The following is a 13,032-nucleotide window of genomic DNA, read 5'->3' on the forward strand; positions in this document are numbered from 1 at the left end:
CGCCCCCTAGTCCGCACGGGGCGGCAGGGCGCCGAAATCCGGCAGCCGCGGCGCGTCCCCGCCGGGGGCGGCGCCCGGCTCCGGCCCGGCCTCGACCGGCGTGACCTGCTCGGCCGGCACGCCGGGGCGCAGCACCTCGGGCCGGCAGTCCGTCCCGGTGATCGAGGGGCTCGCCCCTGCCGCGCGCAGGAACCCGATCACGTCGGGCGCCGAGAGGGCGAAGTTCAGGTTCCGCAGCGCGCCCTGCCGCACGAAGGTGTTCATCCCCACGACCCGCCCGCACATGTCCACCAGCGGCCCGCCCGAGTTGCCCTGCGAGATCGGCGCGGAATGGACCACCGCCCGGATCTCAGCCGAGACCGCCTGCTCGGTGTTCACCGTGCCGTCGGTGACCGTCAGGTCCGGCACCGCCGAGATGTCGCCCGAGGTCAGGGCCGCAAAGGCCGTGTCGGTCGCCAGCACGTCGCCGGGATAGCCGGCCGCGATCACGCTCTGCAGCTTCAGCGAGCCCGCCGGCCGAAGCAGCGTGAAGTGGCGCGCCGAGACGCCGGGCACGCGCAGCAGCGCGAAATCCGAGCCCGTCTGCTCGAAGGGCCCGTCGGCGCGCAAAAGCTGCGTCGGGCGCAGCGTGCCGAGGCTGCGGTTGGTGACGAAGATGCTGTCGGGCGCGGCGCCGCTGACCACATGGAAGTTGGTCATCACCAGATCCGGCGCCACGAAGAAGCCCGAGCCGGTGGCGACCCCGCCGGGGCCGCGCGCCACGACCATCACCGTGCGGCTCTCGATCACGTCGAGCAGCGAGGCGCCCGCGACGGCGGTGCTGCCGGGGTCCCCGGGGTCGAGGTCGGGCACCTGCACCCGCGCGGGATCGGGCGGCAGGACCGGGGTCGGATCGGCCTCGGCGCGCTGGCCGGGCCGATCGGCGGGGCTGCCCGGCACGGGCGGCAGCAGCCCCTCGATCGTCCGGCCGCCGGGCATGATCAGCGTGCCGTCGGCCCGGCACTGCGCCCCGTCGAGCGCGGCCTGCAGCGCCACGCGCCGCGCCTCGAGCGCGGCATTGATCTCGGCGGCGATCTCGGCGGCGCGCGCATCCTCGACGACCGCGGCCATCCGGGGCGGGAACAGCCGGTTGCCGGGGATCAGCAGCCAGATCACCGCCCCCCCCACCAGCAGCAGCAGCACGAGCAGCGGGGCCCACTCCCAGGCGCGCAGCCGGCGCGGCGGCGGCGCCTCGTCCGGCGGAGGGACGGGGGCGGGCGGCTCGGGCGGGGGCGCGTCCCCGGCCGCAGCGGCGGCCCCGATCCCGGCCCCCGCCCCGACCGCGGCCCCCGCGGCCGCCAGCGGGGAAGGGCCCGCCGCATCGGCGCGTTGCCGGCGCTCGTCCTCGGTCAGCGGCGGCGCCTTGGAGAGCGGCAGGAAGCGGCCGAGCGTGCGGTTGTAATGGGCGCTGCGGCTGGCCTGGGAGCGGTCCGCCCCCGCCGGCAGCATCCCCCAGTTGATCAGCACCGGCTGGCCATCGACCACCCAGACATCGCCGCGCGCACTGCCCGCCAGATGCAGCGCAGCCCCGATCAGCGTGCCGTCCTCGCTGTCGGCCAGCAGCTCGCGCACCGGGCGGAGCAGATCCGACAGCTGCGCCGCCACCCGCGCCTGCTCGGCCTCGTCAAGCTCGGACAGCGGGCGCCCCTCGCCCGCATGGGCCGAATACCAGGAGATGCTGGCCGGGGCCGCGTCGTTGCCGCGGTTGATCAGCGGCTCGGCGAAGAGATCGGCGGCGCGCTGCGAGATCCGCGCCGCCAGCGCCGCCCGCAGCGCGCCATGGGCCTCGAGCGCCAGACCGCCGCCCCAGGGCAGGCACTGCGAAAGCTCGATCTGCGACTTGGTGAGGAAATGGTCGGCCATGTCACGGCTCTCCTGGGCTGCGGCGCAGCCGCACCGGAACGGTGCGCCCCGCTTCGGGCTGGTGGGACGAACAGTCCGCCGCCCCGTCGGGCAGGAGGCTGCAGGTGATGATCCTGCGGAAGATGGCCGTCTGGTCGCTGCAGCCGAGATTGCCGGATTCCTCGAGAACCAGCCGCCCGCCGCCGTCGAACCGCCCGCCGATCGGCCCCTCGCAGGTCGAGCCGCTCGTCGCCCGCATCGTGGCGCGTCCCTGGCCCGCGCCGTCAAAGCACATGTTCCACTCGGTGTAGTCGGTGACGGCGCCGGTCTCCATGTCCTGCACCCGGTAGTCGGAATCGAGCGCCCAGCACCCGTCGAGCATCCCCACGTCGCGCGCCCGCCAGGCCTCGGCATCGATGGCCGGGGCGGGGGGCTCCGCCCGCGCGGGGGGCGGAGGCTCGGGCGTCTCGTGGACGGCCTCGCAGCGCAGGCGCGACAGGGCCTGCTCGGCCACGCGGATCTCGGCGCGCAGCAGGTCCTGGTCGCGGCGCAGCGCCTCGAGCCGGGCGGCCGCCTCGCGCGCGGCGGGGTCGGGGCAGCCGGCCGCGAGCCAGCCCGGAAGGAGGGGCAGCCGGGCGCCGCAGGATTGCAGGGCCAGAAGGCCCGCGAAAGCCGCACCACCGATCAGGCAAAGCGCAAGGACGAGCACGAGGAGGCGCGGCATTTCAAGATCTCGTCGGGAATGTCGTGAAGCGGAAAGAAAATGTCAGCTGAGCGTAAGGGGCATGTCCTGCGGCGGTCAATCCTTCAGACCCCCGGAGATGCAGCAGGATTTCACGACCCCTCCCGTGGCCCCGGCGCGGCCGTGCCGCACCGGCAGGCCGGGCGGAGGGGCCTGCCGGAGATCGGGGCCGCGGTCGGCCTCCGGCCGGGGCGGGCTCAGTTGCCCTGCGTCGGGAAGCTGGGCAGCTGCATCGAGGCGTTGACCGGCTGCGCCGCCCCGCCGCCCATCGCGGCGAGCGCCTCGCGCATCACGCTCACCCGCTGGGCGCTCTGGGCGGGAAGGAAGGCCGGGGGATGCCCCTGCTCGAGCGCGCCGAGCCCCATGTCGTACCATTCGGCCGCACGGGCCTGGTTCTGGTCGGGGCCGAACCCCTTGCGCAGGTGATGGCCGAGGATCTCGGAATAGGGCTGGTGGCCGGCCGCCACCATCAGCATGGCCGAGGCGACCGCCATGTCGGCATTGTCGGTCTTGTAGCCGGTGCCGAGGCAGATCTCGCCGATGTTGGTCATGTCCTGCGGCGCGGCGCCGAGCGTTCCGGCGAAGGCCGCGGCCTTTGGCGCCAGGCTGGCGGCGGCCTCGCCCTCGAGGGCGCCGGTCTGGCTGGCCATGGTGCGGATCAGCCCCTCGCACTGGCCCTGGATCTCGGCATCGCCGACGCCCGCCATCTGCGCCAGGATCTGCTGCGAGCGCGACATCGCGTCGCCGCGCGCCGCGCAGAACTGCTCGTCGAGGGCCTGCGCCGGATCGGTGATGCGGCCGGGCACCGCCATGCCCCCGTTGGCGTCGCTGAGCAGCTCGGCCGAGCGGCAATGGTCGGCCATCGAGGCGCTGATGCCCGCGGCGGCGGTCACCGGCAGCCGCGGCAGCGAGGGCAGGGCATCCGGGGCCCCGCTCACCACCGGAAGGTCGCCCGTGGCCTGCGGCGGCACGGGCGGCAGGGGCGGCGGGGCCGGAACGTTCGCGCCGTAGGGCGGCTGGCCGGTGCCGTAGGCCTGCTGGTTCGGCATGCCGGGCGCGCCATAGCCCTGCGGGTTGGGATATCCCTGCGGGTTGGGCAGGGCGGGATTGGCATAGCCCGGCGGGCGGTACTGCTCGCCGCGGGCCTCGGCGGCGAAGGCCTTGATCAGCCCCCGGTTGCCCTCGGCGGCCACGACATGGCCGTAGGCCGCCCCGCCCCCGGCCTGGGCGCGGTTGTAGGCGTTCCAGAGGGAATCGCGCTCATACTGGCTGAGTTGCCCCGTGGCGGGATAGCCCATGTAGCTCTGATAGCCGCTGATCGCCTCGCGGGTGCGCCGGCCCATCCGTCCGTCGGCCGAGCCCGCGGGGAAGCCGAAATAGTTCAGCGCATTCTGGTCGGTGCGCACCGTCGGATCCGCCGCCGGAGCCTGCGTCCGGCTGCCTCCACCGCCTCCTCCGCCGCCGCTGCGGGGCGCCGCCTGCGTCTGCCGGCCGCCAAGGCAGTTGGTGAGGCCGCACAGGATCATGCCCCCGACAATCGCCTTGCCGAAGTCGGAATCCGCCCGTGCGGCCTGGGGCAGCGGAAGGGCGAGGCTGCCGGCAACGGCAGCGGCGACGGAAAGCCGGAATTTCATGGCAGCGGGTCCTTACTATGGAAAGATAAAATATTCGGGCAGTGGTCCGGAACATTACCTCAGGTTCCCCGGTCTCCGGGAACGGAAAATCCGCAGCCCCCAGCCTTTTCAGGATTTGTTCCCGCGCATCCGAAACAATTCCGGTCTTTGCAGCCATTGCGCCCCGTCATTGCACCGTCCGCGGGCCTGCCTGATTCGGGCATCGGGGCTGCCGGCCGCCGCCTTGATGCGGAAACCGCGCCGCCGCGCGCCTCAGTCCGGGGCGCGGCAGCGGTAGGCCAGGGTGTAGCCGAGATCGCGCGACGAGCCGGAGCGGTACATCTCGGTGCAGGGTCCGAAGGCCGCGGCCAGCGGCTCGAGCGACGCGGCCACGCGCCCGAGGTCAGGATCGTAGATGAGCGTCTCGAGCAGCCAGATCTCGCGGTGCGCCGCGATCTCGCGGGGATAGTCGGTGGCCATGTCCGAGGTCCTGGACCGCTTGCGGAAATCATGGTCGAAGGCGTTGGGGCCATAGCCGATCTGCGTCCCGAACCCGGGCGCGACATAGAGCATGTTCGGCTGCGCCGTCGGGGCCACATAGATCAGCGGCTCGGGCTCGGCCGCGTGGGCGGCGATCACCGCGACGGCCTCGCTCAGCTGCTGCTTTTCCTGATGAAAGCCTGCCAGCATCGCGACGCCCCCCTGCAGGACCACGAACCCCGCCACCAGCCGCCTCGTCCCGGCCGGACGGGCCATCCCCGCCGCTCCCGCGATCCAGGCGAGGACGGACAGGAGGCCCGTGGCCAGCAGGATGGCGAGGATGGGCTGCATCAGGATGAAATGCCGGCTGTAGAGCACCGGGTAGAAGCCGGCGTGGCTCAGCACCGGCAGGCCGATCAGCAGCGCCAGGCCGAAGGCCGGCAGCAGCAGCCCCCGGCGCAGCGGCATCAGGATCCCGATCGCGAGCAGGAGGGCCGTGACCACGGCCACCGGACGCGCGGCGTGATATTCGCTGGCAAAGCGGTAGAACGGGTCGAACATCCCCAGCATGATCCGCGCGAAGGACGAGACCGTGATGCCCTCGCCGTCGTCGATGAAGGGCAGCCGCAGGTAGCCCAGGTCATAGACGAACGCGAAGTGACGGAACTGCGCCACCGTCACCGGCTTCGTCACGCCCAGGTGCCAGGCGCCCGCCGCCGCCAGCAGGCCCGCGAAGAGGAGGCCGAGGCGGCGGGCCCCTTGGGTGCGCAGCCGGCCCTCGACGAGAAGCTGCAGGGCCGCCGCCGCCGCGAGGGCCGCGAAGAGGACGGGCGCGGCAAAGGAAAAGAGCAGCAGGCCAAGGCCCGCCCCCGCCAGCAGCGCAAGGCCCGCCCCGTCCGGGCGCCGCACCGCCCGCAGGGTGGCGGCCAGCATCAGGCAGGTGGCCAGGGTCTCGAAGGCATATTGCTTGATCTCGATCCCGTAGCGCACGCCGAAGGGCGAGAGGAACATGAGCGCCAGCGCCACCGGCGCCACCAGCGCCCCGCCCGCCCGCCGCAGCGTCAGCGCCAGCACCGCCGCCGCCCCGAGGCTGCCCGCCAGGCTGAGCAGCCGCAGCCCGGTGACCGCATGCTCGCCCGCCAGCGTCATCACGCCGCTTGCGAGGATCAGGTAGCCCGGAGGCGCGGCCTGGGCGAAGTAGGGCAGGTGCTGGAAGGCGGCCGCGAAGGAGGGCAGGGGCAGGTTCGCCATCAGCATCCCCTCGTCGTGCCAGATGTCGGGCGCATCGAGGATGCCGGCCAGCCGCGAGGCCAGGATCAGCAGGAAGACGAGCGGCAGGACCCAGGGCCAGAACCGCGGCACCGGCCCGGCATCGCCCCCGGCCTCCGGCGCGCCGATCCCGGCCAGCCCGCGCGCGGCCGGCGGGTGGTAGCCGCCGAGCGCGCTGCGGAACAGCTCGCCCATCAGCGCGATCTTGGCGCCGGTGCTGCCCATCTTGGTGGGCGTGGGCCCCGAGGCCGGATAGGCGCGGCGCACCGGCACCTCGGTCACGCGGTAGCCAAGCTGGCCCGCGCGCGCGGACAGGTAGAACAGCAGGCTGTAGTCGCGGAAACAGTCTCGGAACGGGGCCACGCGCGGATCGGCCAGGTAGCGCCGCGAATAGGCGCGGAAGCCGTTGGTCGTGTCCGTCAGCCGGTTGCCCGAGGCCAGCGACAGCAGCGGCGCATGCAGCAGCCGCCCGCCGATCTTGCGGTCGAGCGGCGTGTTGATCGCCGCGCCGCCCTTGCGGTAGCGCGAGCCCTGGACATAGTCGAAGCCCGCCTCGAGCGCCTCGATGAAGCGGGGCAGCGCCTCGAGCCCGTCCTTGCCGTTGCCATCCACCGTCAGGATGCCGTCATAGCCCTCGGCCAGGCCCCAGGCATAGGCCATGCGCAGCTGCGCGCTCAGCCGGCCCGGACCGCGCTTCGTCAGCAGCGCCCGCACCCCGCAGTCCCGCAGGAAGCCCGCCTCCAGCGAGCCGTCGGTCGAGCCGCCGTCGGCGATCGCCACGTCGAGCGGGATCCGCAGGGCGTGAAGCTGCCGCAGCTGGCTCTGGATCCGCTCGCCCTCGTTGATGACCGGGATCACCAGCAGGTAGCGCGTGGCCCGGGGGGCGAAGATGGCGCTGTCGAAAGCCGGAAGCTCGGCCCCCGGCCACAGCTCCTGCCCGGTTTCCGGCCCCGGCCTTGCGGGATCGGCGTCCTTCATGCGGCTCACCTGGTTCATGTGGGTTTCCTCGGAAAGTGCGGACCTGCCGGCCGGATCGGTGCGCATCGGATGCGGTCACCGGATGTCGGGAAGGGGGCCGCAGGGGGGCGGCGTCCCTCGGGTCTGAAAGACGAAATGCTTGCTGGTCAGATAGTTGACGATGAAGGAGACGGCTGTGCCCGCCAGAAGGGCCGGCAGTTCCTGCCCCTCGGCGGCAAAGAGGAACCGGCTGGCCAGCGCGACCGTCGCCACCCGCGCCAGAAGCGTGAGGCCGAGCCCCAGCCCGTAGCGCAGCAGGCGCGCCGCATGGGACGCCACCCGCCGCCGCTCGGGCGCCCGCGGCCCCGCGGCCCGAAAGGTCCAGCTGTGGTGCAGGACGTAGTTCAGCGCCGCCCCGGTGGCGAAGCCGCAGGTGGCCGCCAGCGGCAGGCTCAGCCCCGCCAGGACCGCCAGCCCCCAGGCCACCGCGAGATCGGCCCCGAGCCCCAGCACCGCGACGAGGCCGAAGCGGATCAGCTCGGCCGGAAGCCGCGCCGCCATCACGCCACCCCCCGCGTGCCGCGTGCCGCCGGCGGGCCGACGAAGGTCTCGGTCGCGCCGGCCCAGTCCGGCCGGGTCAGCCGCACGAGGTCGAAGAGGTCGTAGATGTTGTCGATCTTGCCGCCGAGGATCGAGATCACCCGCGAGCCCGCGGGCTGCTGCTGGTAGAGGATCGGCCGGCCGTCGTCCTGCTCGTTCTTCACCAGCACCGTCTTGACGTCGAAGATCGACTTCACCCAGGTGCTTTCGGCCAGGCAGGGCAGGTAACGCTGCCCGTCGAGGATCATGTGGCGGTGCCGGCTCTGCGGCTCGGTGGCGGCGAAGGTCTCGTAGGCCGAGCGGCCGCTCGTCGCGTCGGTCCAGCTCATCTGCGGCGTGTAGCGGACATGGGTCAGCGAATGCAGCCCCTCGGCGGGATAGGGCATCACCGAGAAGAAGGGCCCGTCCATCACCGTGATCCCGAACCGCTCGAGCTGGGCCGGGGGCCGCACGAGGGCGATCTCCGTCAGCTCGTGCTTGAGGCTGGCCTCGGGCAGGCCGGCCGGGCGCAGGAGGCTGTTGATCTGGGCATAGGTCACGTTGAAGACATGCCGGGCGAAGAGCTCCGCCCCCGAGGAGAGCCGCACGACCACGCCCTCGGCCTGCTCCTCGAGCTGCACGGCGGCGGTCGAGAGCCGCACGTCCAGCCCCAGCGCATCGAGCTGCCCCCCCAGGCGCCGGGCCAGCACCGAATGGTCGAAGGCCATCTCGGTGCAGGCGAAGGCCGCCTCGATGGTGGCCGGATCGAACAAGGCCGCCTGCGACCGGGTGGCGGGGGCGATGGGCGCGCCCATGTCGGCGAACATCCGGTGGAACCGCTTGGCGCTGACCTTCGAGCGGCGCCGCGCGATCGCATAGAGCATCTGGAAGTCGGACCGCACCGCCTCGGGGAAATCCTCGGCGAAGCGGCGGTGCAGCACCATCGACTTGGCCGCCGTCAGGGCCGAGCGCGGATAGTGGAAGCCGGTATGAACCCGCGCCTGGTTGACCCGCGAGGCGCGGTCCATCAACCGGTCCCCCGCCTCGACCAGCACGATCCGATCGGTGACCGAGCGCAGGAAGAGCGCGAGGCAGCAGCCGTAAAAGCCGCCGCCGATCACCAGACAGTCGATGTCGGGGGTGCGGCTCATGCAGTCTTCCGCTCCAGGCGCGGCAGGCCCGGCAGCGCGAGAGGCTCTCGGCCGGCCGTCCCGTCGGCCACCTCGACATTGAGTTCGGTCATCACCTGCCCGAACAGGTCCACCGAGCTGCGCTCGTCGAGGATGTCCTCGCCAAGGCCGCCCGACTGGCCCTCGATCATCTTCTGCAGGCCGAGCGAGAGGCCGAAGATCGCCACCGACAGGAAGGTGGCCGTCAGGCTGAGGGCAAGCGTCAGGGTGAACCAGCCCGGCTGCACGTCGCGGAAGGTGAGCCAGACCACCAGCGCATAAAGCGCAAGCGCGAGCGAGGCGAGGGCCACGGCCAGCGACAGCAGCCCCACCAGCGCCAGAACGCGCGGCGCCGTGCTGACCAGCAGCTTCTGCACCAGCCCCAGCTTGCGCCCGAGCCCGCAGAGCGGGCAGGGCCGCAGCATCCCCGCCGCCTTCTGCCACAGCACCGGCAGCGCCGGGTCCGCCGGGGGAAAGCGCAGCGCGAGCTGCGGGTCGGGATGGGCCAGCAGCCGGTTCAGCAGCGTGCGCGGATAGGCCGCCGTCAGCATGTTGCGGGTGCTGGTGCGAAAGCCCGCGCTGTGCCCCAGCGCCTCGAGCAGCGGGTTCAGCAGGCTGCGCGTGCGGCGCTGCCCGATCACGATGGCGCCGGTGGCCGCGGCCGTCTCGATCATCGCCGGCATGTCCAGCTCGGACCGTTCCTCGATGGCGGCCACCACCACCACATCCCCGATCGCCTCGGCCGCCGCCGCCACGCGCTGGCGGTAGAAGGGCGTGCCGTGGCGCACCTTCAGCAGCCGGATGTTGGCCACGCACGCCATCAGCGCCTCGCAGGCCTCGGCCCGGTCGGCCGGGACGGTCAGCAGCACCTCCCAGTAGCGGAACCGCGCCGAGATCGCGGCGCAGAGCCGCTGCAGGTCCGCCGCCGCCGCCTCGCTGGCCGGAAAGTCGGCGATGCAGACCGAGACGAAGATATCCTCACGCCGGACGGGGATCATGCCGCACCTGCCTTTCCTTCCGCCATGCCGGCCGCCCGCAGGAGCCGGCCGATCGCTGCCTCCAGAACCGCCGGACCGGGATCCGGCGGCGGCTTCATCTCGATGGAATGCCAGCCGGCGTATCCCTTGCGGGCGAGGGCCGCCAAGGCGTTGGCGGCGGCCCCGGCGCTGGCCGGCGCAGGCGCGAGGTCCGGCTCGCTGACATGGACATGGCTGATGGGCGCCCTCACCGCCGCCACCGCCCCGGCGAGGCCCGCGAAGGCCCCGTTCATGTGCATGGCCCCGAGATCCAGGATCAGCGTCACCGCCGGATGGCCGAGCCGCGTCACGAAGGCGTCGGCCTCTTCGAGCGTATTCAGGAAATTCGTGCCGTAGGCCGCGGGATTGAACTCGATCCCCAGCCGCGTCCCCGCCTCTCGGGCCGCCTCGCCCAGCTCGGCGAAGGTTTCAAGCGCCACCGCCTCGGCCTCGGCCGCGTCCATGTCCGCGGGGATCACCCGCTGGCGCGGCGAGCCGAAGACGAGGTTCGGGATCCCGAGCCGCCCCGCCAGCGTGATCGCCGCCCCGAGCCCCTCGCGGAACCGCGCGCGTTCCCCGGCCTCGCCGAAGAGCGCCGCCCCCTCCACCCCGAAGAGCAGCGACTGCATCGAGACCAGCTCCAGCCCCGCCGCTTGCGTCTCGGCCAGCGCCGCCGCCAGCTCGGCCTCGGAGGGCGCGAAGGGGCGGGCGCTGCCGGAAAGGAACAGGCCGGGCGCGATCTCGAGCCCGCGGATGCCGTGGGCGGCCAGGAGCCGGTAGATGCGGAGCCTCTCGGCCGGGGGCCAGGCGATGTTCGAGACGGCGAGCTTCATGCCAGGGCCCTTTCCCCGGCGAAGAAGGTTTGCAGCCCCGCGAGCACCTCCTCGGCCGTGGCGATGTAGGGCCCCGCGCGCCCCCAGAGCGCGGCGTGGCGGGTGCGCATGTCCTCGCGGTGGATCCGCGCCGGGCCGGCCGGCATCTCGCGCCCGGTCAGGGCCGCGTGGATGCGCCCCGCCTCGAGCGGCTCGGGGGCGAGGTGGATCGTCTCGAGCCCCGCCCCAAGGCTCAGGCCGATATCGGACCAGAGCCGCTCCATGTCGTAATACTGGAAGCGCGTCGCGGGATGGGTGAACCGCACGGCCGAGAAGCCGAGCGCCGTCACCGCCTCGTCATAGGCGGCCCGCTGGCCGCTGGCCGCCAGGGCCGCGCGGTCGATGACCATGAGATCCGTCTCCGGGTCCGGCCGGTAGAAGCGGGCGAGCCCCGGCCGCAGCCCCGCCGGCAGCCGCCCGGCCAGCTCGTCGAGCCGGGCCGGCGGCAGCATGGTCGGCATCGGGTTCAGGATGTCGAACAGGAAGTTCTTCCGCAGCCCGCGGCCGAACAGCGCCGGTAGCCGCACGATCAGGCAGCGGTCGAACCTCTCGGCGCAGAACTCCTCGAGCATCCGCCGGTGGCGGCCATAGGCGAGCGCCGTCTGGAAGCGGTCGGTGCCCTCGTCGTCCTGCCCGTCGAACTCGGCCAGCACCGCGATCGACGAGATCAGCACGCAAAGTCCGGCCCGGATCGGGGCCAGCCGGGCCATCAGGCCGCGGATCGCGGCCTCGTCCCTGTCGGGACAGCGGTTGGCGGTGAACATCGAGCCGGGGGCCGCCGCGCAGACAAGGGTGCCGAACCGCCCGCCCGCCGCCTCGGCGATGTTGGCGCTGTTGAAGAGGGCGCCGAACCCGTGCTGGCGCAGCAGGTGGCTTCCGACAAAGCCGGTGTATCCGATCAGCGCATCCATCTGTCTTCACCCTGCGGCGCGCGGCGCCTGTCGGAGGAAAAGGCGGAGGGGCGGCTCATGGCCGGACCTCCGGCGCGGGCTCGTAGCGGCGGAGCGGATGCCCCGCCCGGTCGAGGATCTCGATCGAGGCGATGCGGGGCAGGCCCGGAGCGGGCCGCAGCGCCTTCCGGCGCAGGACGCGGCCATCGATCGCAAGCGCCAGCGCGACGCCCACGTTGAAGACATGTCCCGTCGCTTCGAGAAGCGGATAAAGGGCGCAGGCCACCAGCAGGCCGCCGAGGCTGACAGGGTCGCGCTGCCCGCACAGCAGGCGGAATGCGGCCCACGATCCGAATACAAGGCACAATTGCGACAGCGAATGCGGCCAATAGACGGCGCCGTGACTGACGAGGAATTCGCGCAGGCACAGACAGGCGATCGCCATTGCGACGAAGATCAGCCAGCCCGCGCCCTCGCGTTCCACCGGATTGCGGATCTCCCGCAGGGCAAGGGCCCGCATGACCCCGCCGACACCGAGGACAACCCCCAGCCCGACGAGGGCGTTGAACAGTGCCGGATTGAGAAAGGTCACCTTCGGCGAGAGCGCCTCCAGCCCATACATCGGGGCCAGGAAGGCGAGCGGCGGAAAGGAGGTGTAGATGTAGCTTCCGCCCGAGGTGGGGGCGGTCGATCCCCGGCGGACCGGATTGCCGGGCGCCGGATCGAGCGTCACCGTCGGCCGGAAGCGATGCGCCGATGGCGGGGATGTCTCCAGCGCCTCGATGGTCCAGAGCGTGTGACAGGTCGCCTCGAGACCCTGCGCCCCCCTGTGTTCCAGAAAGAACTCGGCGCGCAGCAGCAGGGAAAGGGCGAAGGCGAGGCCGACCGCCAGCAGGGCGAGGCCGGGACGGCCAACCCGTGTCACGACGGTCCCGCCTGCTCGGACCAGGGCCGGCCGGACAGCCCTCGCTGCCGGAACCGCGCAGGATCGCTTGTGGGACAGGATGACACGGCAGGGTCCATCCGACATTCGGGAAAAGTCATTGAGGAAGAACAGTTTATCAATCCGACAGGAAAACCGGACGCAGGGCGACACTCGAACATGGCGGAACCGCAATAAAGAATATCCGACATCCACATTCATGTCGGAGCGGGAAATAATGAATCGATCCTTCGCTCAGGCAATGGATTCGTCAATGAAAATGGCAATTCCACTCCCCCATTAATTCGATGAGTGGTTAATACTTTTTGGGGGATCTGATTGCAGCCTTGCCCCTCGAGACTCCGCACCGGAGGGTCATCGCCTTTGCCAGCGCGGGCAACATCCTGAGAAAGCCGGAAAGGGGCTCGTCATCCCGACCCGGCTCGATCGGGCCCCCTCGACCTGTCGCACCCGCCGCGTCGGGCGCGCGGCGGCGCCATGCGGTGGCCGGGCCGACCTGCGCCGATGGCGCGAGCCCCTCCCGGGGACGGTCCTTCAGGAGTTCAGCCTGAACAACGCGATCAGGCGGCGGCCGCGTGACTGTAGCCGCGAGCGTGCTCCTGCCGGATCATCGCCAGAACG

The 13,032-nt window shown here is 72.1% G+C and carries 10 protein-coding genes; all 10 read right to left on the bottom strand.

Annotated features, from left to right (window positions below):
* Positions 1–6: 6 nt before the first annotated feature.
* The gene (locus FG154_RS16380) at positions 7–1,902 is read right to left on the bottom strand and encodes a S1 family peptidase (RefSeq protein ID WP_145110243.1); all 1,896 of its coding nucleotides are present in this window, start codon (positions 1,900–1,902) and stop codon (positions 7–9) included.
* Position 1,903: 1 nt separating this feature from the next.
* Positions 1,904–2,605, bottom strand: coding sequence for a hypothetical protein (locus FG154_RS16385; protein WP_145110246.1), 702 nt, complete (start codon positions 2,603–2,605; stop codon positions 1,904–1,906).
* A 215-nt stretch (positions 2,606–2,820) separates the two neighbouring features.
* Positions 2,821–4,257 (bottom strand): peptidoglycan-binding domain-containing protein, encoded by a 1,437-nt coding sequence (locus FG154_RS16390; RefSeq protein WP_145110249.1) that lies wholly within the window; start codon positions 4,255–4,257, stop codon positions 2,821–2,823.
* Between the two features lie 252 nt (positions 4,258–4,509).
* Entirely contained in the window at positions 4,510–6,981 is a 2,472-nt protein-coding gene (locus FG154_RS16395) for a glycosyltransferase family 2 protein (RefSeq protein WP_246100350.1), read from the bottom strand.
* Between the two features lie 57 nt (positions 6,982–7,038).
* Positions 7,039–7,503 (bottom strand): GtrA family protein, encoded by a 465-nt coding sequence (locus tag FG154_RS16400; RefSeq protein ID WP_145110253.1) that lies wholly within the window; start codon positions 7,501–7,503, stop codon positions 7,039–7,041.
* Positions 7,503–8,672 carry an FAD-dependent oxidoreductase gene (locus tag FG154_RS16405; RefSeq protein ID WP_145110255.1) on the bottom strand — a complete coding sequence of 390 codons (1,170 nt, stop codon included), beginning with the start codon at positions 8,670–8,672 and terminating at the stop codon, positions 7,503–7,505. The genes FG154_RS16400 and FG154_RS16405 overlap by 1 nt, the downstream gene beginning before the upstream one ends.
* Positions 8,669–9,688, bottom strand: a complete 1,020-nt coding sequence (locus tag FG154_RS16410) for a hypothetical protein (protein WP_145110257.1) — start codon at positions 9,686–9,688, stop codon at positions 8,669–8,671. The genes FG154_RS16405 and FG154_RS16410 overlap by 4 nt, the downstream gene beginning before the upstream one ends.
* Positions 9,685–10,539 (bottom strand): sugar phosphate isomerase/epimerase family protein, encoded by an 855-nt coding sequence (locus tag FG154_RS16415; protein ID WP_145110259.1) that lies wholly within the window; start codon positions 10,537–10,539, stop codon positions 9,685–9,687. The genes FG154_RS16410 and FG154_RS16415 overlap by 4 nt, the downstream gene beginning before the upstream one ends.
* The gene (locus FG154_RS16420) at positions 10,536–11,489 is read right to left on the bottom strand and encodes an SDR family oxidoreductase (protein ID WP_145110261.1); all 954 of its coding nucleotides are present in this window, start codon (positions 11,487–11,489) and stop codon (positions 10,536–10,538) included. Before FG154_RS16420 ends, FG154_RS16415 begins: the two co-directional genes overlap by 4 nt.
* A 55-nt stretch (positions 11,490–11,544) precedes the next feature.
* Positions 11,545–12,393, bottom strand: coding sequence for a hypothetical protein (locus tag FG154_RS16425; protein ID WP_186312409.1), 849 nt, complete (start codon positions 12,391–12,393; stop codon positions 11,545–11,547).
* Positions 12,394–13,032: the final 639 nt, after the last annotated feature.

The sequence above is a fragment of the Cereibacter sediminicola genome (genome assembly GCF_007668225.1).
GTDB classification, from domain to species: domain Bacteria; phylum Pseudomonadota; class Alphaproteobacteria; order Rhodobacterales; family Rhodobacteraceae; genus Cereibacter_A; species Cereibacter_A azotoformans.

What these genes read in the sequence shown, in the direction of transcription:
- FG154_RS16380 (WP_145110243.1), bottom strand. Translation starts at nt 1,902, where the DNA reads ATGGCCGACCATTTCCTCACCAAGTCGCAGATCGAGCTTTCGCAGTGC.
- FG154_RS16385 (WP_145110246.1), bottom strand. Translation starts at nt 2,605, where the DNA reads ATGCCGCGCCTCCTCGTGCTCGTCCTTGCGCTTTGCCTGATCGGTGGT.
- FG154_RS16390 (WP_145110249.1), bottom strand. Translation starts at nt 4,257, where the DNA reads ATGAAATTCCGGCTTTCCGTCGCCGCTGCCGTTGCCGGCAGCCTCGCC.
- FG154_RS16395 (WP_246100350.1), bottom strand. Translation starts at nt 6,981, where the DNA reads ATGAACCAGGTGAGCCGCATGAAGGACGCCGATCCCGCAAGGCCGGGG.
- FG154_RS16400 (WP_145110253.1), bottom strand. Translation starts at nt 7,503, where the DNA reads ATGGCGGCGCGGCTTCCGGCCGAGCTGATCCGCTTCGGCCTCGTCGCG.
- FG154_RS16405 (WP_145110255.1), bottom strand. Translation starts at nt 8,672, where the DNA reads ATGAGCCGCACCCCCGACATCGACTGTCTGGTGATCGGCGGCGGCTTT.
- FG154_RS16410 (WP_145110257.1), bottom strand. Translation starts at nt 9,688, where the DNA reads ATGATCCCCGTCCGGCGTGAGGATATCTTCGTCTCGGTCTGCATCGCC.
- FG154_RS16415 (WP_145110259.1), bottom strand. Translation starts at nt 10,539, where the DNA reads ATGAAGCTCGCCGTCTCGAACATCGCCTGGCCCCCGGCCGAGAGGCTC.
- FG154_RS16420 (WP_145110261.1), bottom strand. Translation starts at nt 11,489, where the DNA reads ATGGATGCGCTGATCGGATACACCGGCTTTGTCGGAAGCCACCTGCTG.